This window comes from Pseudomonas mandelii (assembly GCF_900106065.1).
In the GTDB taxonomy this organism is placed as follows: domain Bacteria; phylum Pseudomonadota; class Gammaproteobacteria; order Pseudomonadales; family Pseudomonadaceae; genus Aquipseudomonas; species Aquipseudomonas mandelii.
On the sequence record NZ_LT629796.1, the window covers coordinates 905,841 to 930,303 of the forward strand.

Genomic DNA, 24,463 nt, shown 5'->3' on the forward strand with positions numbered 1-24,463 from the left:
CATGAACACAGGATAGGAACATTCGCGGCGCTGAAAAGCGGTTTTTAGAGTAATTAGTCAAAAAAAGCAGAAATGCCCTATAAATCAGAAAGTGCTGTCGGAAAAATTCACCGACATGTCTTGTTTCATTGCCGCATCATCAAAGTGCTACCAATCATTTTTTCTCTGCAACCGAACGGTTTAAGCTATTTGTTATCTGTTTAAAGTCCGTTGCGTTTGGCCGAAGGCATGTCCGAACCGATATTTTTGATCCAGCACGTGCCAGGAACGGCGCGGGATTGTTCACGACAGGTTGTACTTATGCATCGCAGGAATTTGCTCAAAGCGTCCATGGCCATCGCTGCCTACACCGGTTTGTCGGCCACCGGCCTGCTCGCCTCCCGTGCCTGGGCGGCCAGCGGCACCGCTGATGGCGCAGCCCAGGCGTTCGATTTCGAGACGCTGAAGATTCAGGCCAAGCAACTCGCCGGCAATCGCTATCAGGACACCAAGCAGGTGCTGCCGCCGACGCTGGCGACCATGACGCCGCAGAATTTCAACGCGATCCGCTACGACGGCAACCACTCGCTGTGGAAAGACTTGAACGGTCAGCTGGACGTGCAGTTCTTCCACGTCGGCATGGGCTTCAAGCAGCCGGTGCGCATGTACAGCGTCGATCCCAAGACCCGCCAGGCCCGGGAAGTGCATTTCCGCCCTTCCCTGTTCAACTATGAAAAAACCACGGTCGACACCAAGCAGCTCACCGGCGACCTGGGGTTTTCCGGGTTCAAGCTGTTCAAGGCCCCGGAACTGGACAGGCACGATGTGTTGTCCTTCCTCGGCGCCAGTTATTTCCGTGCGGTAGACGCCACCGGCCAGTACGGTCTGTCGGCCCGCGGTCTGGCGGTCGATACCTATGCGAAGAAGCGTGAGGAGTTCCCGGACTTCACCAAGTTCTGGTTCGAGACGCCGGGCAAGGACAGCACCCGCTTTGTGGTCTACGCGCTGCTGGATTCGCCGAGCGCCACTGGCGCCTATCGATTTGACATCGATTGCCAGGCCGAACGCGTGGTGATGGAGATTGACGCCCACATCAACGCGCGCACCGCCATCGAACAACTGGGTATCGCACCGATGACCAGCATGTTCAGCTGCGGCACCCACGAGCGCCGCATGTGCGACACCATTCACCCGCAAATCCACGACTCGGATCGCTTGGCCATGTGGCGCGGTAACGGCGAGTGGATCTGCCGTCCGCTGAACAACCCGGCGACCCTGCAGTTCAACGCCTTCGCCGACACCGACCCGAAAGGTTTCGGCCTGGTGCAGACCGATCACGAGTTCGCCAACTATCAGGACACCGTTGACTGGTACAGCAAGCGTCCAAGCCTGTGGGTAGAACCTACGACCGCGTGGGGCGAAGGCTCTATCGATCTGTTGGAAATTCCTACAACCGGCGAAACCCTCGATAACATCGTCGCGTTCTGGACCCCGAAGAAGCCGGTCGCGGCCGGTGATTCCCTGAACTACGGCTACAAGCTCTACTGGAGCGCCCTGCCACCGGTGAGCACGCCGCTGGCGCGGGTCAATGCGACCCGTTCGGGCATGGGCGGGTTTATCGAAGGTTGGGCGCCGGGCGAGCATTACCCGGAAGTCTGGGCTCGACGCTTTGCCGTGGACTTCAACGGTGGCGGCCTGGATCGCTTGCCGGAAGGCGCGGGGATCGAGCCCGTGGTGACCTGCTCGAACGGCGAAGTGAAGGACTTCAACGTGCTGGTGCTGGATGACATCAAAGGCTATCGGATTACCTTCGATTGGTACCCGACCAATGACAGCGTGGCGCCGGTTGAGCTGCGGTTGTTCATTCGCACTAATGACCGGACGTTGAGTGAGACCTGGTTGTACCAGTATTTCCCGCCAGCGCCGGATAAGCGTAAGTACACCTGATAACAAGAGGTTGTCTGGGCCGTCTTCGCGGGCAAGCCTCGCTCCTACCAGCGCATGCGATCAACTGTAGGAGCGAGGCTTGCCCGCGAAGACGGTCTGACAGACGACAAATGTTTCGGCACAGAAACACAAAAGCCCCGATCACATCGATCGGGGCTTTTTGTTTTCACTGCCTCACTCAGTCACGCAAATCCGACTCATGAATCGGCTGATCCCGATGGGTCGCCCGCTGATACTGCGCCGGCCAGATCGCCTTGCGACCGCCCAGATCATCATCGGCATGCAGCGGCCAATAAGGGTCGCGCAACAGTTCCCGCGCAAGGAAGATGATGTCCGCCTGGCAGGTACGCAAGATGTGTTCGGCCTGGGCCGGTTCGGTAATCATTCCGACCGTACCGGTGGCGATGCCTGACTCCTTGCGCACCCGTTCGGCAAAGCGGGTCTGGTAACCCGGCCCTGTAGGAATTTCGGCGTTGGCCGCCGTCCCCCCCGACGAGACGTCAATCAGGTCCACACCCAGATCTTTCAGGCGCCGCGCCAACTCCACTGTTTCATCAGGGTTCCAGCCGTCTTCCACCCAATCGGTGGCAGACACTCGCACAAACACCGGCAACTCCTCAGGCCAGACCGCACGTACCGCTTCGGTGACTTGCAGCACCAGCCGAATCCGGTTCTCGAACGAGCCGCCATATTGATCGCGTCGCTGATTGCTCAGTGGCGAAAGAAACTGATGCAACAGGTAACCGTGAGCGGCATGGACTTCGACCACTTTGAAACCGGCAGTCAGCGCTCGTTTGGCTGAGGCGACAAAGGCCTGAATGACCTCAGCAATCTCGCTTTCATCCAGCTGCTTCGGAGGGGTGTGCTGCGGGTCGAAAGCAATCGGCGACGGCCCTACCGGCACCCAGCCTCCGTCTTCGGGTTTGACGCTGCCATGCTTGCCGATCCACGGACGATGGGTGCTGGCCTTGCGCCCGGCGTGCGCCAGTTGAATACCGGCCACCGCGCCCTGAGCGGCGATGAAGCGCGTGATGCGTTGCAGGGGTTCGATTTGTTCGTCATTCCACAAGCCGAGGTCCTCGGCGGTGATGCGCCCGTCGGCCGTGACCGCCGTGGCTTCAGTAAAAATCAGGCCGGCCCCGCCGACGGCGCGGCTGCCGAGGTGGACCAGGTGCCAGTCATTGGCCAGCCCATCGACGCTGGAGTACTGGCACATCGGTGATACGGCAATGCGGTTGAGCAGGGTCAATTGACGAAGGGTATAGGGTTCAAGCAGCAGACTCATGCGGCACCTCTCGAATCAGTGGGCAGGCTCCAGGGTTCTGTTTGAAAAGTCGACGAGTGACAGGAAAAAGGCGCAGCACCCGCCCCCGCGGGCAAAAATTGGACAAGACGTCACAAGGATAATCAAGCAGTGCTTAGAGCCTAGTCGACATCGGGGGATGAGGGAGGGTTCCGAGGGATTCGGTGTCAGAAAGATCGCTATCGCGAACAGGCTCGCTCCCACAGGTTTTGTGCAAATCCTGTAGGAGTGAGCCTGCTCGCGAAGGGCTCAACGCGGTTCGATGTGGGCAATCATCAGCTGCACCGTCTCGTTCCCGCGAAACTCGTTGAGGTCGAGTTTGTAGGCCAATTCCACCCACTTGATGGTCGGATTCGGCCAAATGTCGCGGTCGATGCCGAAGGCAATGCCATCGAGCTTCACCGAGCCACATTCGCTTCTGAGCACCACTTTGAGGTGTCGCTCGCCGACGACGCGCTGTTCAACCAACTGAAACACGCCATGAAACAAAGGTTCAGGGAAGTGCTGCCCCCAAGGTCCGGCATGGCGTAGCGCACGGGCCAGTTCGAGATGGAATTCTTCGACCGCCAAAACCCCGTCCGACAGCAGACGCCCGGTCAGGTCTTCTTCGCGCAATTGCCGGCGCACTTCAGCGTCGAAGGCCTCGGCGAACAACGGAAAATTTGCTTCCGGCAAGGTCAGACCGGCCGCCATGGCGTGGCCGCCGTACTTGCTGATCAGGTTCGGATGCTGCGCGGCCACCACACTCAAGGCGTCACGAATATGAAAGCCCTGAACCGAACGCCCTGACCCTTTGAGCAAACCATCGCCAGCATCGGCAAAGGCAATGGTCGGACGGAAATAGCGCTCTTTCATACGCGAAGCGAGGATGCCGATGACGCCCTGGTGCCACTCGGGATCAAACAGGCACAGGCCGAACGGCATCGATTCGACCGGCAAATCCTTGAGCTGAGCCAGCGCTTCACGCTGCATGCCCTGCTCAATGGATTTGCGGTCCTGGTTCATGCCGTCAAGCTGCACGGCCATTTCCCGCGCCAACCCGGCGTCGTCGGTGATCAGGCATTCGATGCCCAGGCTCATGTCATCCAGGCGCCCCGCCGCATTCAGGCGCGGGCCGACAATGAAGCCCAGGTCGGTCGAGGTGATGCGTGCCGGTTCGCGCTTGGCGACTTCGAGAATCGCCTTGATGCCCGGACGGGCGCGGCCGGCGCGAATCCGCTCCAGGCCCTGGTGCACCAGAATCCGATTGTTGGCATCCAGCGGCACCACGTCGGCGACGCTGCCCAGCGCCACCAGGTCCAGCAGCTCGCCAATGTTCGGCTGCGGCGTGCTCGCGTACCAGCCGAGGCTACGCAAGCGTGCGCGCAGGGCCATCAATACATAGAAAATCACCCCGACGCCGGCCAGTGCCTTGCTCGGAAATTCGCACCCCGGCTGGTTCGGATTGACGATGGCATCGGCTAACGGCAGTTCGTCGCCGGGCAGGTGGTGGTCGGTGACCAGCACGCTCAGGCCTGCCTTTTTCGCTGCCGCCACGCCTTCGACGCTGGAGATGCCGTTGTCCACCGTAATCAGCAACTGCGGCGTGCGCGTCAGCGCCACCTCAACGATTTCCGGGGTCAGGCCATAGCCATACTCGAAGCGGTTCGGCACCAGATAATCGACATGTGCCGCGCCCAGCAGCCGCAAACCCAACACGCCCACGGTACTGGCGGTCGCGCCATCGGCGTCGAAGTCGCCGACAATCAGAATCCGCTGGCGCTGTTCCAACGCCGTGACCAGCAAATCCACCGCCGCATCCATGCCCTTGAGCTGCTGGAACGGGATCAACCGCGCCAGGCTCTTGTCCAGTTCCGCCTCGGATTGCACGCCACGCGCCGCGTAAAGACGCGTCAGCAGCGGCGGCAGATCGCCGAGGAATGGCAGGGTGTCGGGCAACAGGCGAGGTTCGATGCGCATGGGGTGACAGGTGCTTCTCTTGAATACGTAGGATAAAACCGGATCAAACGGACAAACGGCGAAAAATCAGCCGCGCTCGCCGCTCAGCCACTGCAACTGGACTTCATGCTGACCCCGGTCGTCGGTGACGAAAATCGTCCCTTCGCTGATCATCACGTCCCACTTGATAACGCGGGGCATGTCTTTGGCCAAGGTTTCCAGGATGTCCTGAGGCACGGCTGCGATGTGCACGTTTTTCAGGTTCTTGATCGCGGGGATCACTTTGGTTTCCCAGACGCGCAGACTGCCGTAAGCCAACAGGCTGGTGCGCTCGGTACGGCGCGAGCACCAGGTCAGGCGATCGGCGTCCGGCTGGCCGACTTCGATCCAGTGCAGGACACGGTCGTCCAGGCTCTTTTCCCACAGGGCCGGTTCATCCACGTCTGACAGACCGCGACCGAACGACAGTTGCTCGTTGTACCAGAAGGCGTAGGCCAGCAGCCGCACGGTCATGCGCTCTTCGGTTTCCGAAGGGTGACGGGCGATGGTCTGCTTCACGCTCTCGTAGACGCTGCGGTCGAGGTCGGTGAGGTTCAGTTCAAACTTGTAGGTCGTGGACGGCTGGGCCATGAACGGGCTTCTTGATACGAGGAAAGGCGGCAAGTCTAACCGATGCAGTAGGCAATCAACGAATAGAAGGCGATCAACCTTGGTCCTCTGACGTTGGGCTATGTTAAAAGGCTATATCCGCTCAGCCTTTGTCCTACAGGATCCAGCATGCCGCTCACCGCCAAACCGCTCTCAGGTCTGAAAGTCATCGAATTGGGCACCTTGATCGCCGGCCCGTTTGCCTCGCGTATTTGCGGTGAATTCGGCGCCGAAGTAATCAAGATCGAATCCCCCGACGGCGGTGATCCGCTGCGCAAATGGCGAAAACTCTACGAAGGCACCTCGCTGTGGTGGTTCGTCCAGGCCCGCAACAAAAAATCCCTGACCCTGAACCTGAAACACCCTGACGGCCTGGCAATCCTGAAAAAGCTGCTGGCCGAAGCGGACATCCTGATCGAGAATTTTCGCCCTGGCGTGTTGGAAAAACTTGGCCTGGGCTGGGACGTCTTGCACGCCCTCAACCCGAAACTGGTGATGGTACGGCTGTCGGGCTTCGGCCAGACCGGGCCGATGAAGGATCAACCCGGTTTTGGCGCCGTTGGTGAATCCATGGGCGGCCTGCGCTACATCACCGGTTTCGAAGACCGGCCACCGGTGCGCACCGGGATTTCCATCGGTGACTCGATTGCCGCGCTATGGGGTGTGATTGGCGCACTGATGGCGTTGCGTCACCGCGAGGTCAACGGTGGCCAGGGCCAGGTGGTGGACGTGGCGCTGTATGAAGCAATCTTCGCCATGATGGAAAGCATGGTGCCGGAGTTCGATGTGTTCGGTTTCATTCGCGAGCGCACCGGCAACATCATGCCAGGCATCACGCCCTCCTCGATCCACACCAGCGCCGACGGCAAGCATGTGCAGATAGGCGCCAATGGCGATGCAATCTTCAAACGCTTCATGCTGGTCATCGGTCGCGAAGACCTGGCCAACGACCCGGTGCTGGCCAGCAACGATGGCCGCGACAGCCGCCGTGACGAGATTTACGGGGTGATCGATCGCTGGGTCAATTCGCAGTCGCTGGACACCGTGCTCACGCAGCTGAATCAGGCCGATGTACCTGTCAGTCGGATCTTCAGCGCCGAAGACATGTTCAGTGATCCGCAGTATCTGGCCCGGGAAATGTTCCTGCAGGCCAAGCTGCCGGACGGCAAAGACTTCAAGATGCCGGGGATTGTGCCGAAACTCTCTGAGACACCCGGCGATTGCGCATGGGTCGGGCCGCAGTTAGGCGAGCACAACGCGCAGGTACTCAACGATCTTGGTTACGACCCGCAACAGATTGCCAAGCTGCGCGAAGACGGGGCCATCTAAGCTGAAACGCCTGCTTTCAACAGCCATTCACAACACCCGCAACTGGCGTACAGCGGCGGTATTGGGGCTATTGGCCGCGCTGGCGACACCCGTTTGGGCACAACCCAAAGCGACGCTGAACTGGTTACTCCGCGACTTGCCACCCACGATGATCTTTGAAGGTCCGAAAAAAGGTCAGGGGATTGTCGATCAGATCCTGCCGCTGTTGATAGCCGGGATGCCGCAATACGAGCACACCCTGATGCGAGTCAACCGGGCCCGCGCCATGCAAATGCTCCGCGAAGAATCGTTTACCTGCGATCCGTCGCTGGTCTGGACCAAAGAGCGCGAACAATGGATTGCGTTCTCCATTCCGGCCTTCCGCGCGGTGAGCAATGGACTTGTCGTCCGCCGGGAAGACCGCGCGCAGCTGGATCCTTTTCTGATCGACGGCGAAGTCGATCTTGCGGCTCTGCTGGCCAGTGGCCAAAAGAAAATCGGGGTCGTCGCCGAGCGCAGTTACGGCCAAGTCCTCGACACGCTGCTGAAACTGGCGCCACCGGACGCACTGGCTCCCCATTACGGCAACGATGCCCTTGCCAGTCTGTTGCAGATGCAGCGACTGGGCCGTTTGCAAATGGTTCTGGGGTACTGGCCGGAAATTCGCTATCAGGCTAATCGAGAGCACATCGCCGACGATCAGCTGGAATTTTACCCGGTGAAGGGCACGGGCAAATACCTGTCGGGGCACATTGGCTGCTCCGGTACAGTCCAGGGCCGCAAGGCCATCCAAGAGATCAATGAACTGTTACGCACCCTGCCCCATGAGCGACTGGACCAGCTGTACGCTGAGTGGCTGGACCCCGAAAGACGCAACGACTACCTGAAAGAAGCCAAAGCCTTTTTCGAGAATCAGGCCGGGCAATGACAAATCGCAGGCAAAAGAAACCCCGAGAAGTGGGGAGACGACTCGGGGTTAAACGTGGCCTACATAAAGACCAGTGGCAGCAAGCTACAAGCACCGGAGCACAATGCTTGATCCTGCTGTTACATGGTCTGACGACCTGAGCGCAGGAAGGTTCCCACAAAAGAACAATTCAATTTCGACTGGCCAGGACCTTATCCTGAGCCGCATTGCGCAGCGCCGCGATGACGCAGGGTTCCAGCCGTCCTTCGGCAATCAGCACGTCGCGGTGCAAGCCGTCGACGACATCCGTCAGCAGACGGTAATCGGTTAACTGGGCTTGATTGAACGCCCGTTCGACCACGATCGCGCCGGTCGCATTCTTCAGTGTCACCAGGCATTCGCCATGGGCGCCCGACGGGGTCAGCTTGACCTGATACGGGCTCAGAGCCTCACCGAGCAATAGACTGATACTTTCCATCTCGATCACCACTCAATAGTCCGAAAACAAAGTGCCTGGGGTGTGTTCACAGTAAATGACCACCGACCCGAGAAGAAAGTTCTGGATTCCAGGTGCAGACGCGTCGGCGTCCCTGGTCGATAGAGCATGCACGGAAAAGATGACAGGGAAAAAACAGCCTGTTCACAGGTGCCTTGTCCGGTGACCGATATCAGTCCATCCCCCCAGCAACCCTCGCAATTGGCCGTCGACGCTGTAGAACGGCACCGTCCATTGGTAGATGTCCCTGACCCCGTTGTTGAACAGCAATTGACGTTCACTGAAGCGTGGCTTTCGAGTCTCCATCTGCGCCATGAATTCGGCATGCAGCAGCGCTGCGGTTTCCGCCGGCAGGACATCGAGCTCAACCAGCCGTCGCCCTTGAACCTGATCAAAACGGGTGCAGAGGCTCTCCTCATAACTTTTGTTGCACATGATCAAACGCCCTTGCAGATCACGAACAAACATCGGATCGGGCATGGCGTCGATCAACGCATGCTGGAACGCAAGCTGATCGCCCAGCCCCTTCTCAGCGTCTGCGCGCTGCTTGATCAGTGCCGCGAGCCTGCGATTCCAGAGCAAGGAAAGCAGACCGAACAGGCTGACGATAAACATGCCCCAGCAAAACCAGTGAGTCAGCTGCCGCCAGCGAGAAGGCGACTCGACGGGCGCGATACCGCTGAGCCATTTCAGGCGAATGGCACGCAAGTCGGCCGCAGGAAAGGCCTCAAGCGCCTTGTTGAGAATGCTCAGCAGCGGCGACTGGCCTTTGCGTACCGCGAGGTGATCAGCCTCCCACTTGCCCTCCACGGCCCGGCCGACCTTGAGTTGCCCCAACGGATAGAGCTGCGCCCCGATTTCATTTTCGATGGTGGCAAAGGCTTCACCACTTTCAACCAGCGCCCTGGCCTCGGCGTAAGTCTTGACCGTGCGCAACTCTATCGCCGGGTAGTCGCGGCGAATCGTGCCTTCGAGTGCGTGCCGGGCCGGCAACACCAGCACTCTTTTCGCCAACTGCGCCAAGGAGTGCACGACCGGTGCGTCTGCCCGTCCGACAAACACCCATCCAGCGCCACCGAACGCATGACTGAAATCCAGGAACGCCTTACGCTCGTCATTCATCGCAAGCGTTGTGCTCATGTCCGCCTCGGCACTTTCCAGACGCCCAAGCAGTTGGTCGGTGGAAAACGACTCCTCGTGAACAAACTGCAAACCCGTCATGGCACTGATGCGATTGAGCAGATCGTTGTTCAGACCGCTCCACTGACCGTGTTCATCCTTGAACAGATAAAGCGGGTATTGCACCGACGAGACGATGACTTGCGGATGCTCGGCAACCCACCTCAGTTCCTGAGCATCCAGTTCGATGATTGCGCCGACGCCCGCCCCCCTGGACTCGGGCGTCGCCAATTGCGCGGCCGTCCCTGCTTGATCCAAGCCCAGGACGCCGATCAAAAACATCCAGCACACGGCTGGTTTGAACCCTCTGAAAAACCGCATTACCACTTCCTTCGCAATCAACTCGCCCATCCTTTCTGGGGCGAAAACACGGCAAGTGTGGCATGCAGAAATGAGAAAGCCCGTCAGGAGACGGGCTTCAAAATGTGACAGCTTTGAGTGGTTACAGCGGCTTGCCGCGGTTGCCATGCTGACTGACAAAGGCCTGCACGGCTTTCAAATCATTCGGCAACACGGTGCAACGCTCATTTCGCTCGAACAAATCAGAAAGATGTGCAGGTAGTTCAAGCGCTTTTCCTACGCCGGCTTTCTCCACTGCATCCGGGAATTTGACCGGATGGGCCGTGCCGAGGATCACCATTGGAATATCCAGGCTACGACGGCATTCGCGCGCGGCCTTCACGCCGATGGCGGTGTGCGGATCCAGCAGTTCGCCGGTTTGCTCGTAGACTTCGGCAATGGTTTCGCAGGTTTGCGCGTCATCCACGGCCAGGGAATCGAACAATTTGCGGGCTTCGGTCCAGCGTTCCTGTTCGACGCTGAAACCGCCGCCCTGCTTGAAGCTGTCCATCAAACCGGCAATCGCTGCGCCGTTGCGACCGTGCAGATCGAACAGCAGACGCTCGAAGTTCGACGACACCATGATGTCCATCGACGGCGACAACGTGGCGTGCAGGGTTTCCTTGACGTACTGGTTGCCGCTCATGAAGCGGTGCAGGATGTCATTGCGGTTGGTGGCGACGATCAACTGGTTGATCGGCAGGCCCATGTTACGTGCCAGGTAACCGGCGAAGATGTCGCCGAAGTTGCCGGTCGGCACCGAGAACGATACCGAGCGCGCCGGGCCGCCCAACTGCAGGGCTGCGTGGAAGTAGTAAACGATCTGGGCCATGATCCGCGCCCAGTTGATCGAGTTCACCGCCACCAGACGCGTGCCCTTGAGGAAGCTCTGGTCAGCGAAGCTGGCCTTGACCATTTCCTGGCAGTCATCGAAGTTGCCTTCGATGGCGATGTTATGGATGTTCTCGCCGAAGATGGTGGTCATCTGGCGACGCTGCACTTCGGACACGCGGTTATGCGGGTGCAGGATGAAGATGTCGACGTTTTCGCAGTGCTTGCAGCCTTCGATGGCGGCCGAACCGGTATCACCGGAGGTCGCGCCGACGATGACCACGCGCTCGCCGCGTTTTTCCAGCACGTAGTCGAGCAGACGACCGAGCAGTTGCAGGGCGAAGTCTTTGAACGCCAGGGTCGGGCCGTGGAACAGCTCGAGCACCCATTCGTTGCCATTCAGCTGACGCAACGGTGCCACGGCGCTGTGCGAGAACACACCGTAGGTTTCTTCAAGGATCTTTTTGAAATCGGCATCAGGGATGCTGCCGGTGACGAACGGGCGCATCACCCGGAAGGCCAGCTCGTGATACGGCAGGCCCGCCCAGGAAGCGATTTCTTCCTGGGTGAAACGTGGCAGGTTTTCCGGGACGTACAGACCGCCGTCGGTGGCAAGACCGGCCAGCAGGACATCTTCGAAATTCAGGGCCGGTGCCTGGCCGCGGGTACTGATATAACGCATAGGGGCAAACCTTTGGTTTGAGCTTCAAGTCTCAAGCTACAAGCGGCAAGTAAAAGCCAGAGTGCCTTTGACTTGTCGCTTGAAGCTCGCAGCTTGCCGCTGCTTTTGTTTAGTTCAGGTGCTCGACGCGGATCCGGACGACCGGACCGACCACGCCTGCCAGGGCTTCCAGCGCGGCGATCGCGTCGTTCATGTGCTGTTCCAGCACACGATGAGTCAGCAGGATCATCGGCACCAGACCGTCATGCTCTTCGACTTCTTTCTGCATGATCGATTCGATGTTGATGCCACGCTCCGACAGAATGCTCGCGACCTGGGCCAGTACGCCCGGATGGTCTTTCGCCTGAATGCGCAGGTAGTAAGCACTTTCGCACGCTTCGATCGGCAGGATCGGGTGCGCCGACAACGAATCCGGTTGGAAGGCCAGGTGCGGCACACGGTTTTCCGGGTCGGAGGTCATGGCGCGAACCACGTCCACCAGGTCGGCGATCACCGACGAAGCCGTCGGCTCCATGCCGGCACCCGCGCCGTAGAACAGGGTCGAACCGGCCGCATCACCGTTGACCATCACCGCGTTCATCACGCCGTTGACGTTGGCGATCAGACGATCGGCCGGAATCAGCGTCGGGTGCACGCGCAACTCGATACCGGACGCGGTGCTGCGAGCGACGCCGAGGTGCTTGATGCGATAACCCAGCGCTTCGGCGTAGTTCACGTCAGCGGTGGTCAGCTTGGTGATGCCTTCGGTGTAAGCCTTGTCGAACTGCAGCGGGATGCCGAAGGCGATGGAGGCCAGGATCGTCAACTTGTGGGCCGCGTCGATGCCTTCAACGTCGAAGGTCGGATCGGCTTCGGCGTAACCCAGGGCTTGCGCCTCGGCGAGTACGTCTTCGAAGGTGCGACCCTTCTCGCGCATTTCGGTGAGGATGAAGTTGCCGGTGCCGTTGATGATCCCGGCGACCCAGTTGATGCGGTTGGCGGACAGGCCTTCACGGATCGCCTTGATCACCGGAATGCCACCGGCCACAGCCGCTTCGAACGCCACGATCACGCCTTTCTCACGTGCCTTGGCGAAAATCTCATTACCGTGAACGGCGATCAGTGCCTTGTTCGCGGTGACCACATGCTTGCCATTCTCGATGGCCTTGAGTACCAGCTCGCGGGCAACGGTGTAGCCGCCCATCAGCTCTATAACGATGTCGATCTCAGGGTTCGTGGCCACTTCGAAGACATCGTTGGTAATCGCAATACCGGTCGTTTGGAACTGAGGCTTTGGCGTGCGCATGGCAATTTGTGCCACTTCGATTCCACGCCCGGCACGACGAGCAATTTCCTCGGCGTTGCGCTGAAGTACGTTGAAGGTACCGCCACCGACGGTCCCTAACCCACAGATGCCTACTTTGACCGGTTTCACTGTGAACTCCCCATAAAACGGCCGACTCAAGGCCGGCCGTGAAAACAGCCGCATACTCGCGGCTCTCTATTAATGGCCCGGCAAATGGTACCGCCGGACCATGATCGTCAAAGGCTGGCCGTGACGATGCGAATTATTTCGCGCCCAGCGCCAGTTTGGCGACTTGTGGCGCAGGCTGGTAGCCCGGAATGACCTGACCGTCAGCCAAAACGATGGCCGGTGTGCCGTTCACGCCGATCGACTGACCGAGGGCGAACTGCTTGGAAACCGGGTTATCACACTTGGCGGCCTTGATTTCCTTGCCGTCGACCATTTTGTCCATGGCAGCTTTCTTGTCTTTCGAGCACCAGACCGCTTGCAATTGTTCGTCACCCGGCGAGCCCAGGCCCTGGCGCGGGAACGCGACGTAACGCACTTCGATGCCGCGCTTGTTCAGCTCAGGCACTTCGGCATGCAGTTTGTGGCAGTACGGGCAGGTGGTGTCGGTGAACACGGTGATGTGCGATTTGGTTTCGCCGATCGCCGGGTAGACCACGGTTTCTGCAACCGGGATGGCGTTGACCAGTTTGGACACGCCCAGGCGTTCGGTCTTCTCGGTCAGGTTGACCGGCTTGCCGTCCTTGAGCTGGAACAGGTAGCCCTGCACCACGTATTGGCCGTCGGCGCTGGCGTAGAGCACGCGGCTGCCTTGCAGTTTGACTTCATACAGGCCCGGCAACGGACTGGCGGAGATGCTTTCTACCGGTACTTCCAGCTGGAGATTTTCCAGGCTTTTACGAATGGCTTTGTCGGCCGCGTCATCGGCGACGGCAAAGGTACTGACCAACGCAATGGCTGCGGCGGCGAAAATCTGGGTCAGACGCATGAGAACTCCTGAAGGCGGACAAATGGGACGATCAGAACGCCCGTGCCGAAACACCGGGTCATAACCGCCCATCGTGCAAACCGGCAAAGCCTACCACATAAGGCTCCTGTGGCCGAATGCGCCTGACGCAACACACATAATGGTGCGTATCTGATAACACGTGTTGTGGCGAGGGCGCTTGCTCCCGCTCGACTGCGCAGCAGTCGTAAAACAGGCACCTCGATTTTCCTGATTAGCCGTGGTCCATCGTTTTGGGATCGCTTCGCGCCCCAGCGGGAGCAAGCGCCCTCGCCACCGGTGATTTGTTCCATCCGTCAGCCGCGCGGGTGGTGTTTGGCGTGCAAGTCCTGCAAGCGTGCGCGGGCGACGTGGGTGTAGATCTGGGTGGTCGACAGGTCGCTGTGGCCGAGCAGCATTTGCACCACCCGAAGGTCCGCGCCGTGGTTGAGCAGGTGCGTGGCGAACGCATGGCGCAAGGTATGCGGCGACAGCGACTTGCCGATCCCGGCGACCTTGGCCTGGTGCTTGATGCGATGCCAGAAGGTCTGGCGAGTCATCTGCTCACCGCGCTGGCTGGGGAACATGACATCGCTGGGACGCCCGCCGAGCAGTTCCTGGCGGCCATCGCGCATGTATCGCTCGACCCAGACAATCGCCTCCTCGCCCATCGGAACCAGGCGCTCCTTGCTGCCTTTGCCCATGACCCGCAGCACGCCTTGACGCAGATTGACCTGCTCCAGCGTCAGGCTGATCAACTCCGTCACCCGCAAGCCGCACGCATAAAGCACTTCGAGCATGGCGCGGTCCCGCTGACCGATAGCTTCGCTCAAGTCCGGCGCCTTCAGCAGCGCTTCCACGTCTGCTTCCGACAGAGACTTAGGCAAAGGCCTACCGAGCTGGGGCATATCGACGCGCAAGGTCGGATCGACCGCGATCAGCTTTTCCCTGAGTAGATAACGATAAAACCCACGCACACCGGAGAGGAATCGCGCCGTTGAACGGGGTTTGTAGTTTTGTTCCAGACGCCAGGCCAGGTGATCGAGGATCAACTCGCGGCCGGCGTTGATCAGCTCCAGACCCTTTTCCTGCAACCAGCCATTGAACAAGGCCAGGTCGCTGCGATAGGCATCGCGAGTGTTATCGGATAGACCTTTTTCCAGCCACAGCGCGTCGAGGAATTGGTCTATCAATGGATGATCGATGGCGGGCATATAAGCTCAGGCAAGACCGACAGTACGGTCACGAAAGATAAATCGCAGGCAACAAAAAAGCAGCCCGTAGGCTGCTTTTTTCTGCATCGGAAGCTGGACTTAAGCCAGTTTTTCCTTGATGCGAGCTGCTTTACCGGACAGGTCACGCAGGTAGTACAGCTTGGCTTTACGTACGTCACCGCGACGTTTAACGGCCATGCTGTCGATTTGCGGGCTGTAGGTCTGGAAAGTACGCTCTACGCCAACACCGTTGGAGATTTTACGAACGGTGAAAGCACTGTTTACGCCGCGGTTACGCTTGGCGATAACAACACCTTCGAACGCTTGCAGACGCGAACGGTCGCCTTCCTTCACTTTCACCTGAACGACAATGGTGTCGCCCGGGGCAAAGGTAGGGATCTCTTTGGTCATCTGCTCTGCTTCGAGTGCAAGGATGATTTTGTTAGTCATGCTGTGCTCCTAAGGTAGATCGTCGGATCTACCATCGATACGTTGTTAACTATCGTCCCGCTCGCGGATGTATTCCTCGAGCAGCTTCTTCTCTTCTCCAGAAAGCGAGCGGCTTTCCAGAAGATCGGCGCGTCGTTCAAAGGTCCTACCAAGGGACTGCTGTAAACGCCAACGCCGGATATGCGCGTGATTGCCACTTAGCAACACGTCGGGAACACGCTGATCCGCATACACCTCCGGTCGGGTGTAGTGCGGGCAATCCAGCAAACCATCCGTAAAGGAATCTTCCTCGGCGGAGTCCGCATGCCCTAAAGCTCCAGGCAGCAGTCGTGTAACCGCATCGATCAGGACCATCGCCGGCAGCTCGCCGCCAGACAGTACATAGTCGCCAATCGACCACTCTTCATCGACATGAGCTTCAATAAAACGCTCGTCAATGCCTTCATAGCGGCCGGCAATCAGGATCAATGCATCCAGATTCGCCAACTCGCGTACCGCCGACTGAGTCAGTTGACGGCCTTGGGGGGACAGGTAAATCACCTTCGCCGCCTCCCCGGCTGCTGCCTTGGCCTGAACCAGAGCATCTTCCAGGGGCTTGATCTTCATCACCATGCCCGGACCACCGCCAAATGGGCGATCGTCCACAGTGTGATGCCGATCCGTCGTGTAGTCTCGCGGATTCCAACAGGTGAGCTGCAACAGCCCCTGTTTCACCGCACGACTGGTGATGCCGTACTCGCTGATGGCGGAGAACATCTCGGGAAACAAACTGATCACTTCTACGCGCAAGTTAGCCACGCTTAGAAGTCCGCATCCCATTCCACCTTCATCTCGCCTGCGGCAAGGTCGACGGCCAACACACATTGCTCCGTATAGGGCAACAGGCGTTCGCGATCATCCAGGCTGCCAGCGCAAGGCTTGACCACCATTACATCATTGGCGCCGGTTTCCAGAAGATGATCGATTTTCCCGAGCAATTGCCCGAGTTGATCAATAACCTTCAGACCTTCCAGCTGGTACCAGTAGTACTCGCCGTCGGTCAATTCAGGGAACAGGTTGCGCGGCACGCAGATCTCATAACCGGCCAGAAGACGAGCTTCTTCACGATCATCAAGACCCTTGAGCTTTGCGACCAGGAACTTGTCGTTCCCACGTCCGCTGACCAGCTCGACCTGTTTCACATTGCCTTCGCGCTTGAGCGTCCAGGTTTTGTACTGCAACAGGTTTTCAGTCGGATCAGTAAAGGAATAAACCTTCACTTCGCCGCGAACGCCATGAACAGAATAAATCTTGCCGATAACGATCAAATCATCAGCAATGGCAGGCGTCGCGTTCATATTGCTCAGGCCGCAGCCTTAGATGCATCCTTCAACAACTGAGCAACACGCTCAGAAGGTTGTGCACCAACGCTCAGCCAGTAGGCTACGCGCTCTTGGTTCACGGACAGACGGACTTCTTGACCACGAGCAACAGGGTTGAAGAAACCAACCTGTTCCTTGTGCGAACCGTCGCGCGGGTTGCGGCTGTCGGTTACGGTCAAGTGGTAAAACGGGCGCTTTTTGGAGCCGCCAAGGGCAAGACGGATTGTTAGCATGTGAACATCGTTCCTGTAGTCGGTGCTGCAAATCTAAAGGCACAGCGGGCATAGGTGCCCGAAAGGCCGCATATTCTAAGGAATATCCGGACTTTTGCAAATGTCTTTTTCCGGCGGCCTTCCGGTCGCCATCAAGATTTGCTATAGAGCCGTCGTTGAAAACGGCCAGTCAGCTCCCGCCAAGTGCGGGTTTGCTGGAGATCCCACTTCCGTGTGGGCTGCGCAAGAGCAAGCCCTTGCGCGAATTCTTTACATTTTCGGCATGCCGCCGCCGGGCAACATTCCGCCCATACCGCGCATCATTTTGGCCATTCCGCCTTTGGCGGAGAATTTCTTCATCATCTTCTGCATCTGCTTGTGCTGCTTGATCAAGCGACCGATGTCCTGCACCTGGGTGCCGGAACCCATGGCGATCCGGCGTTTGCGCGAACCGCTGATCAGCTCAGGGTCGCGGCGCTCGGCCGGGGTCATGGAATTGATGATGGCTTCCATCTGCTTGAATTGTTTCTCTGCCGCGCCTTGGGCATTGCCCATCTGCGCCAGATTGACGCCGCCGATGTTCGGCAGTTTGTCCATGAGGCCACCGAGGCCGCCCATGTTCTTCATCTGTTGCAGCTGATCGCGGAAGTCTTCGAGGTCGAAGCCCTTGCCCTTCTTCAGCTTCTTGGCCAGTTTGTCGGCCTTGTCCTTGTCGAGGGTCGCTTCCGCCTGCTCGATCAGACTGAGCACATCGCCCATGCCGAGGATGCGCGAAGCAATACGCTCAGGGTGGAACGGTTCGAGCGCATCGCTCTTCTCGCCCATACCGATGAACTTGATCGGCCTGCCGGTGATGGCGCGAACCGACAGTGCGGCACCGCCACGGGCGTCGCCGTCGACCTTGGTCAGGATCACACCGGTCAGCGGCAAGGCGTCGCCGAAGGCCTTGGCCGTGTTGGCGGCGTCCTGGCCGGTCATGGCGTCGACCACGAACAGGGTTTCGACCGGGTTGATCGCGGCGTGCAAGGCCTTGATCTCGCCCATCATCTCTTCGTCGATGTGCAGACGACCGGCGGTATCGACGATGACCACATCAATAAACTTGAGCTTTGCTTCTTTTATAGCCGCTTGCGCGATGTCGACCGGTTTCTGGCTCAGGTCGGACGGGAAGAAGGTGACGCCGACTTCACCGGCGAGCATTTCCAGCTGCTTGATCGCCGCCGGACGGTAAACGTCCGCGGACACGACCATGACCGACTTCTTCTTGCGCTCCTTAAGGAAACGCGCGAGTTTGCCGGCAGTGGTGGTTTTACCCGCACCCTGCAAACCGGCCATCAGGACCACGGCCGGTGGAACGGCGCTCAGGTTCAAGTCTTCGTTGGCGGCGCCCATCAGGCTTTCGAGTTCGGCCTGGACGATCTTCACGAAGGCCTGGCCCGGCGTCAGGCTGCGAGACACCTCGGTGCCGACGGCGCGCTCCTTGACCGAATTGACGAAGTCTTTCACCACCGGCAAGGCGACGTCGGCTTCGAGCAACGCCATGCGCACTTCGCGCAGGGTGTCTTTGATGTTGTCCTCGGTCAGCTTGGCCTTGCCGGTGACATGGCGCAGCGTCTGCGAGAGACGGTCGGTTAAGTTTTCAAACATTGCGCGATCCTTTCAGGCCCTGTGTAGACCGGGATAATGGCGGCCCAGACCGGAATAAACATGTGCTCGGCGAGCCTGCGGCGTGGGCAGGTCGCGGATTATAGCGAAGACTGCGTCTGGCGGACACCTCGTCGTCAGGTTGCATGGTCTTTCGTGCTGCGGGGGTTCTATGCCAAACTCAGCGCCTTCCGGGCTTGCCTAACAGGATTTATGCTCCCCTTGTCACCCAGTATGCTGACTACCCTCGCCGCCGCCTGCTTATATGCCGCTGCGACTATCTATCAAGGCACTCGCCTGGCCACTGGTGCCAAGGCGAACAAACGCCTGCTGGTCACGCTTGGCGTGCTTGCCGTGCTGGCTCACAGTGCCAGCCTGTTCGCCCACCTGCTGACCCCGATCGGCCTGGGCCTGGACTTTTTCAGCGCCGCCAGCCTGATTGCGGCGGCGGTCATCGCCCTGACCCTGCTGGCCTGTTCGCGGATCCCGGTGGAAAACCTGCTTATATTGCTGTTCCCGCTCGGTGCCGCCACGGTGCTGCTGGCGCAGTTCGCCCCTGCCGGCACGGTACAGGTCATCGACGAAGAGCCGGGCATTCTCGCGCACATCCTGCTGTCGATCCTCGCTTACGGCATGTTCACCATCGCGATGTTTCAAGCCTTGCTGCTGCTGGTGCAAGACCATCAGCTCAAGCACAAACACCCGTCGGGCCTGATCAAGAACTTCCCGCCGCTGCAAACCATGGAAAGCCTGCTGTTCGGCTTCCTCTGGGCCGGCTGGACCCTGCTGTCGTTATCGCTGCTCTCTGGCTGGCTGTTTGTCGACAACCTGTTTGCCCAGCATCTGGTGCACAAAACCTTGCTGGCTTGCCTGGCCTGGATCGTCTTCAGCGTGCTGCTATGGGGACGTAACCGCCTCGGCTGGCGCGGACACAAGGCCATTCGCTGGACCCTCGCCGGTTTCTGCCTGCTGATGCTGGCGTACTTCGGCAGTAAGCTGGTCCGTGAATACATCCTGCACATCTGACGGGCGGCATTAATGGACGACTTGCCCATAGGGCCGATGCTCGCGGTATTGGCCCTGCTGATTTTATGGTCGGGGCTGTTTACCGCCATCGAATCCGCACAACAGCACTTGCTGGCCCAGCGCACCGCCTCGCGTTCCAGCGACAAACCGGTCGCGAAGCTCAGCTTCCCGCTCAACAGCCTGATCTTCTGCAATACCCTGTGCCGCGCACTGGCAGTGGTCATCAGCACCTTGCTGGCGATCTTCATCTGGGCGGAAAACGGCCCGTGGATTGCCTGCCTGGGCGCCGGGATCGCACTGCTGGTGTTCGCCGACTACCTGCCGCGCGCCCTCGCCGTGCGCTATCCCGACGCCGTCCTGGCCCTGGGCAACACGCTGCTCGGTGCGCCACTGAAAATCATCTACCCGGCCGCCTGGCTGCTCAATGGCTTCACCCGGCTGCTGATGCGACCGTTTGCCCGCAAGGTCAAGGTGGTGCAACAGAGCGAAGACGAGAGCCCCAGCGAGCGTAAGGACGATCACGAAGCCGTCTGCCGCCCTCACCCGCTGACGGGCATCCACGCGCTCGACAACATCACGGTCAACGACATTCTGGTGCCGCGAAGTGACGTCGACGGGATCAATCTCGACGACTCCCTCGCAGAGATCGTCGAGCAACTGCGCAACAACAAGCGCACCCGCCTGCCGGTGTTTCACAGCGACATCAATCAGGTCGAAGCCGTGCTCAATACCCGGCAGATCCGCCACTTGCTACCCGATGCGAGCCTGACCCTGGAAGCGTTGCTGGCCGCCAGCCACGAACCGTACTTCGTGCCGGAAAGCACGCCGTTGCAACTGCAACTCTTGAATTTCCACAAACAGCAGCGGCGCCTGGGCATGGTGGTCGACGAGTACGGCGAAGTACTTGGCATCGTGACCCTGGAAGACATTCTCGAAGAAATCGTCGGCGAATTCGAAAGTCAGCACAGCCTGGACAACCCGCACATCCACCCGCAGGCCGATGGCCGACTGATGATCGAAGGTGCGGCGTCGATTCGCGAATTGAACAAGAGCCTGGGCTGGCACCTGCCCAGCGACGGCCCGAAAACCCTGAACGGCTTGGTGACCGAGGCACTGGAGACCATTCCAGAAAGTGCGGTATGCCTGAAGATCGGGCGTTATCGGCTGGAAATTCTGGAGACGGAAGACAATCGGGTTACTCAGGTTTTGATCTGGCATACCAGCTCCGTTCCAACAGTGATTTGATGTCGGACACATAACACCGTGGCGAGGGGGCTTGTCGGAACGCCCCCTCGCCAAAAAGACCTCGCCAATCCCAAGCCCCTTGTTAGATCGTTAGCCACCTTCCTATAATCGAATCCGCTTACCCAAGCCCCGGCCGAACCACGTGCTTACCCCGCACGCAGCAGGTTCCGGCCAGACCATCGGCACTTTCCGCACCACACCGACGACTGTTCCTACCTTGAACAGCGGCCGCGCCTCACTCCCACATCCCTGGGTGTTCGACCATAATAATTCGCTCCACTGGGGCACATGACTGTCAGGGATAACCGCATGACGACCAGCACGACTTATAGCGACGCGCCTACCCAACCGACGAACTCCGCCACCCGCGTGGCCACGGCGAGTTTTATCGGCACCGCCATCGAGTTTTACGACTTCTACGTCTATGCCACCGCTGCGGCGCTGGTGATCGGTCCGGTGTTCTTTCCGCAGACCTCCGGCACCGCCCAGATGCTGTCGGCGTTCCTCACCTTCGGCATCGCATTCCTCGCCCGCCCCTTGGGATCGGCGCTGTTTGGGCACTTCGGTGACCGCATCGGGCGCAAATCGACATTGGTCGCTTCGCTGCTATTGATGGGTGTGTGCACCACGTTGATCGGCGTATTGCCGGGTTATGACAGCATCGGAGCCTGGGCGCCGATCCTGCTCTGCGTGCTGAGGTTCGGCCAAGGTCTTGGGCTGGGCGGCGAATGGGGCGGTGCGGCCCTGCTGGCGACGGAGAATGCGCCCAAAGGCAAGCGCGCCTGGTTCGGCATGTTCCCGCAGCTCGGCCCCTCGATTGGATTTCTGGCGGCTAACGGTCTGTTCCTGACGCTCGCCATGACCCTGAATGACGAGCAGTTCCGCTCTTGGGGCTGGCGGATTCCGTTTCTGCTCAGCGCCGCGCTGGTGATGGTGGGCCTGTATGTGCGCCTCAAACTCCACGAAACCCCGGTGTTTGCCAACGCCATGGCACGTCAGGAGCGAGTGAAGATCCCGTTGGTCGAGCTGTTCAGCCAGTACTGGGTACCGATGTTGCTGGGGGCAGGGTCGATGGTCGTGTGCTACGCGCTGTTCTACATCTCGACGGTGTTTTCATTGAGTTACGGCGTGTCGACACTCGGCTACAGCCGCGAAACCTTCCTTGGGCTGCTGTGCTTCGCCGTCCTGTTCATGGCCGCCGCCACGCCGTTGTCCGCCTGGGCCAGCGACCGCTACGGGCGCAAACCGGTGCTGATCATTGGCGGCGTCTTGGCGATCCTGTCGGGATTCTTGATGGAACCGCTGCTGACCCAAGGCTCGACCTGGGGCGTGGCGCTGTTCCTGTGCATCGAGCTGTTTCTGATGGGCGTGACGTTTGCACCGATGGGCGCGTTGCTGCCGGAGCTGTTTCCAACGCATGTGCGGTATACCGGCGCGTCCGCAGCCTACAATCTGGGCGGAATCGTCGGGGCCTCGGCGGCGCCGTTTTTCGCGCAGAAACTGGTGGCGATGGGCGGTCTGAGTTATGTCGGAGGGTATGTGTCTGGGGCGGCGGTGCTGAGCTTGATTGCGGTGCTGTGTCTGAAGGAGACGCGACATAACGATTTGAATCGGGTGACCTGAAGCAGAAGCATCGCCAGCAGGCTGGCTCCCCCATGGAAATTGGGTGTACACAAAATCTGTGACCAATCAATAACCCTGTGGGAGCTAGCCTGCCGCGCCTCGGCTTACAGCTCTACCACGACAGCCTGAGACGCACGGGTTGCCTTGGCACGAGCCGCTTCGATCGACTCATCCCGCGCCAACGCCACGCCCATCCGGCGCTGGCCATTGACCTCTGGTTTGCCAAACAGACGCAGCGCCGTATCCGGTTCGCTCAACGCAGCACCGAGGTTGGCGAATGCAGTCTGGGTCGACTGCCCTTCCACCAGAATCACCGCCGAAGCCGATGGCCCGAACTGGCGAATCAACGGAATCGGCAGGCCCAGGATCGCCCGTGCGTGCAGCGCGAACTGCGACAGGTCCTGGGAAATCAGGGTGACCAGACCGGTGTCATGCGGGCGCGGCGACACTTCGCTGAACCACACTTGGTCACCTTTGATGAACAGCTCGACACCAAACAGGCCACGACCGCCCAATGCTTCAGTGACGGCTTTGGCAACGCGCTCGGATTCGGCCAGGGCAATCGGGCTCATGGCTTGTGGCTGCCAGGATTCCTGATAGTCGCCCTTCTCCTGCCGGTGACCGACGGGTGCGCAGAAGGTCGTGCCGCCGACGTGACGCACGGTCAACAGAGTGATTTCGTAGTCGAAGTCGATAAAGCCTTCGATGATCACGCGACCTTTACCGGCGCGGCCACCTTCCTGAGCGTAATCCCAAGCGGTTTTCACGTCATCGGCGCTGCGCAGCAGGCTCTGGCCTTTGCCCGACGAACTCATCACTGGCTTGACCACGCACGGGAAGCCCAGATCCTGGACGGCCTTGCTGTAGTCCTCGAAAGTGTCGGCGAAATGGTACGGCGAGGTCGGCAGGTCCAGCTCTTCGGCGGCCAGGCGACGGATGCCTTCACGGTTCATGGTCAGCTGCGCGGCGCGCGCGGTCGGGATCACGGTAAAGCCTTCGGCTTCCAGCTCCACGAGGGTCGCGGTGGCGATCGCTTCGATTTCCGGCACGATGAAGTGCGGCTTTTCGGCTTCGATCACGGCACGCAGGGCGGCGCCGTCGAGCATGTTGATAACGTGGCTGCGATGCGCAACTTGCATGGCCGGCGCGTTGGCGTAACGGTCGACGGCAATCACTTCAACGCCCAGGCGTTGCAGCTCGATTACCACTTCCTTGCCCAACTCACCACAGCCACACAGCAATACGCGGGTCGCGGTTGGCGACAATGGAGTTCCGATACGGGTCATCTCAGGTCCTCAAGAAGCGGATCATCGAGGGTCGCGGCGCCTGGCGCGCTTCCCATGGGGAGAAAGCGCGGCATTTTACATGAACCGCAAGGTTTGGCTTCAGCTGGCGACAGCCTGTTTGCGCAAGCGCCAGGCCATGATCAGCCACACGACCGTCACACCGGCGAACTTCGAGCCCATGGCGGTAAGGATTACGGCCGGGGTGAAAGCATCGATCATGCCGAAGAAGATGAAGGTGTCGAGGGGAATGCTCAGGGCCGAACTTATCCACAGGCGATCGTGCAACGGACGCTTGGTGATGCTGAACACCAGCCAGTCGATGCATTCGGACACCGCGAAGGCCGTGGCGCTGGCCAGCGCGATGGACGGATCGGAAGTGACATAGGACAGGACCAACGCTGCGAGCATCGCCGCGATCGCGCCGTGGCCGAAGCGGGTTTGCACCATGTCGCGCAGGACAAACACCAACCCGCCCCAGGCCGACCAGATGATGTCCAGGTGCGGGGCGGTGGAGAAGGCGTAGTTGATCAGCACGACGCTGCTGATATAGGCGATCAGGAAGAACATGA

The 24,463-nt window shown here is 59.6% G+C and carries 22 protein-coding genes; 6 read left to right on the plus strand and 16 right to left on the minus strand.

Translation table 11 applies throughout. The features are described from left to right. Positions 1-300: 300 nt before the first annotated feature. On the plus strand, positions 301-1,926 hold the full coding sequence (locus tag BLU63_RS04170) for a glucan biosynthesis protein D (RefSeq protein ID WP_077748293.1): 1,626 nt from the start codon (positions 301-303) through the stop codon (positions 1,924-1,926). A 178-nt stretch (positions 1,927-2,104) separates the two neighbouring features. On the opposite strand, the gene BLU63_RS04175 is transcribed toward BLU63_RS04170, so the two are convergent. The 3 genes from BLU63_RS04175 to BLU63_RS04190 all read right to left on the minus strand — a co-directional run bounded on the left by BLU63_RS04175 (position 2,105) and on the right by BLU63_RS04190 (position 5,797). After that, entirely contained in the window at positions 2,105-3,211 is a 1,107-nt protein-coding gene (locus BLU63_RS04175; protein WP_083374943.1) for an NADH:flavin oxidoreductase/NADH oxidase, read from the minus strand. Between the two features lie 267 nt (positions 3,212-3,478). Next, positions 3,479-5,188: a single-stranded-DNA-specific exonuclease RecJ gene (recJ, locus tag BLU63_RS04185; protein ID WP_077748292.1), complete on the minus strand. Its 1,710-nt coding sequence runs from the start codon at positions 5,186-5,188 to the stop codon at positions 3,479-3,481. A 66-nt stretch (positions 5,189-5,254) separates the two neighbouring features. Beyond that, positions 5,255-5,797, minus strand: coding sequence for a YaeQ family protein (locus BLU63_RS04190; RefSeq protein WP_010462971.1), 543 nt, complete (start codon positions 5,795-5,797; stop codon positions 5,255-5,257). Between the two features lie 147 nt (positions 5,798-5,944). Between BLU63_RS04190 and BLU63_RS04195 the strand changes: the two genes are divergently transcribed. Both BLU63_RS04195 and BLU63_RS04200 read left to right on the plus strand, forming a co-directional pair. Then, on the plus strand, positions 5,945-7,144 hold the full coding sequence (locus tag BLU63_RS04195) for a CaiB/BaiF CoA transferase family protein (RefSeq protein WP_083374945.1): 1,200 nt from the start codon (positions 5,945-5,947) through the stop codon (positions 7,142-7,144). Beyond that, positions 7,092-8,051, plus strand: a complete 960-nt coding sequence (locus BLU63_RS04200) for a TIGR02285 family protein (protein ID WP_083374946.1) — start codon at positions 7,092-7,094, stop codon at positions 8,049-8,051. The genes BLU63_RS04195 and BLU63_RS04200 overlap by 53 nt, the downstream gene beginning before the upstream one ends. Positions 8,052-8,220: 169 nt before the next feature. On the opposite strand, the gene BLU63_RS04205 is transcribed toward BLU63_RS04200, so the two are convergent. The 11 genes from BLU63_RS04205 to ffh all read right to left on the minus strand — a co-directional run bounded on the left by BLU63_RS04205 (position 8,221) and on the right by ffh (position 18,717). After that, entirely contained in the window at positions 8,221-8,508 is a 288-nt protein-coding gene (locus BLU63_RS04205) for a DUF3509 domain-containing protein (protein ID WP_010462977.1), read from the minus strand. Positions 8,509-8,670: 162 nt separating this feature from the next. Next, a complete protein-coding gene (locus BLU63_RS04210; RefSeq protein ID WP_077748290.1) occupies positions 8,671-10,026 on the minus strand; it encodes a transporter substrate-binding domain-containing protein in 1,356 nt (451 codons plus the stop codon). A 121-nt stretch (positions 10,027-10,147) separates the two neighbouring features. Next, positions 10,148-11,557, minus strand: a complete 1,410-nt coding sequence (thrC, locus tag BLU63_RS04215) for a threonine synthase (RefSeq protein WP_010462981.1) — start codon at positions 11,555-11,557, stop codon at positions 10,148-10,150. A gap of 109 nt (positions 11,558-11,666) precedes the next feature. Beyond that, positions 11,667-12,971: a homoserine dehydrogenase gene (locus BLU63_RS04220; protein WP_010462982.1), complete on the minus strand. Its 1,305-nt coding sequence runs from the start codon at positions 12,969-12,971 to the stop codon at positions 11,667-11,669. A 133-nt stretch (positions 12,972-13,104) separates the two neighbouring features. Further along, the gene (dsbC, locus tag BLU63_RS04225; RefSeq protein ID WP_010462985.1) at positions 13,105-13,836 is read right to left on the minus strand and encodes a bifunctional protein-disulfide isomerase/oxidoreductase DsbC; all 732 of its coding nucleotides are present in this window, start codon (positions 13,834-13,836) and stop codon (positions 13,105-13,107) included. Positions 13,837-14,150: 314 nt separating this feature from the next. Continuing rightward, complete coding sequence (xerD, locus tag BLU63_RS04230; protein ID WP_010462986.1) at positions 14,151-15,047, minus strand: site-specific tyrosine recombinase XerD; 897 nt, start codon at positions 15,045-15,047, stop codon at positions 14,151-14,153. 99 nt (positions 15,048-15,146) lie between these two features. Then, positions 15,147-15,497, minus strand: coding sequence for a 50S ribosomal protein L19 (gene rplS / locus BLU63_RS04235; RefSeq protein ID WP_003175895.1), 351 nt, complete (start codon positions 15,495-15,497; stop codon positions 15,147-15,149). 45 nt (positions 15,498-15,542) lie between these two features. Further along, positions 15,543-16,316, minus strand: coding sequence for a tRNA (guanosine(37)-N1)-methyltransferase TrmD (gene trmD, locus BLU63_RS04240; RefSeq protein ID WP_154503229.1), 774 nt, complete (start codon positions 16,314-16,316; stop codon positions 15,543-15,545). After that, positions 16,298-16,834 (minus strand): ribosome maturation factor RimM, encoded by a 537-nt coding sequence (gene rimM, locus BLU63_RS04245; protein WP_010463008.1) that lies wholly within the window; start codon positions 16,832-16,834, stop codon positions 16,298-16,300. Before rimM ends, trmD begins: the two co-directional genes overlap by 19 nt. Before the next feature lie 5 nt (positions 16,835-16,839). Then, positions 16,840-17,091 (minus strand): 30S ribosomal protein S16, encoded by a 252-nt coding sequence (gene rpsP / locus BLU63_RS04250; protein WP_010463010.1) that lies wholly within the window; start codon positions 17,089-17,091, stop codon positions 16,840-16,842. Between the two features lie 249 nt (positions 17,092-17,340). Next, the gene (gene ffh / locus BLU63_RS04255) at positions 17,341-18,717 is read right to left on the minus strand and encodes a signal recognition particle protein (protein WP_077748289.1); all 1,377 of its coding nucleotides are present in this window, start codon (positions 18,715-18,717) and stop codon (positions 17,341-17,343) included. A 210-nt stretch (positions 18,718-18,927) separates the two neighbouring features. On the opposite strand from ffh, the gene BLU63_RS04260 reads away from it, so the two are divergent. From BLU63_RS04260 to BLU63_RS04270, 3 genes are all read left to right on the plus strand, one after another. Next, entirely contained in the window at positions 18,928-19,740 is an 813-nt protein-coding gene (locus BLU63_RS04260) for a cytochrome C assembly family protein (RefSeq protein ID WP_042932342.1), read from the plus strand. A 12-nt stretch (positions 19,741-19,752) separates the two neighbouring features. Continuing rightward, on the plus strand, positions 19,753-20,985 hold the full coding sequence (locus BLU63_RS04265; RefSeq protein ID WP_083374947.1) for a transporter associated domain-containing protein: 1,233 nt from the start codon (positions 19,753-19,755) through the stop codon (positions 20,983-20,985). A gap of 309 nt (positions 20,986-21,294) precedes the next feature. Then, positions 21,295-22,608, plus strand: a complete 1,314-nt coding sequence (locus BLU63_RS04270; protein WP_010463018.1) for an MFS transporter — start codon at positions 21,295-21,297, stop codon at positions 22,606-22,608. A gap of 104 nt (positions 22,609-22,712) precedes the next feature. On the opposite strand, the gene purT is transcribed toward BLU63_RS04270, so the two are convergent. After that, a complete protein-coding gene (purT, locus tag BLU63_RS04275; RefSeq protein WP_010463020.1) occupies positions 22,713-23,894 on the minus strand; it encodes a formate-dependent phosphoribosylglycinamide formyltransferase in 1,182 nt (393 codons plus the stop codon). A 99-nt stretch (positions 23,895-23,993) separates the two neighbouring features. Next, on the minus strand, positions 23,994-24,461 hold the full coding sequence (locus tag BLU63_RS04280; RefSeq protein ID WP_010463021.1) for a preQ0 transporter: 468 nt from the start codon (positions 24,459-24,461) through the stop codon (positions 23,994-23,996). Positions 24,462-24,463: the final 2 nt, after the last annotated feature.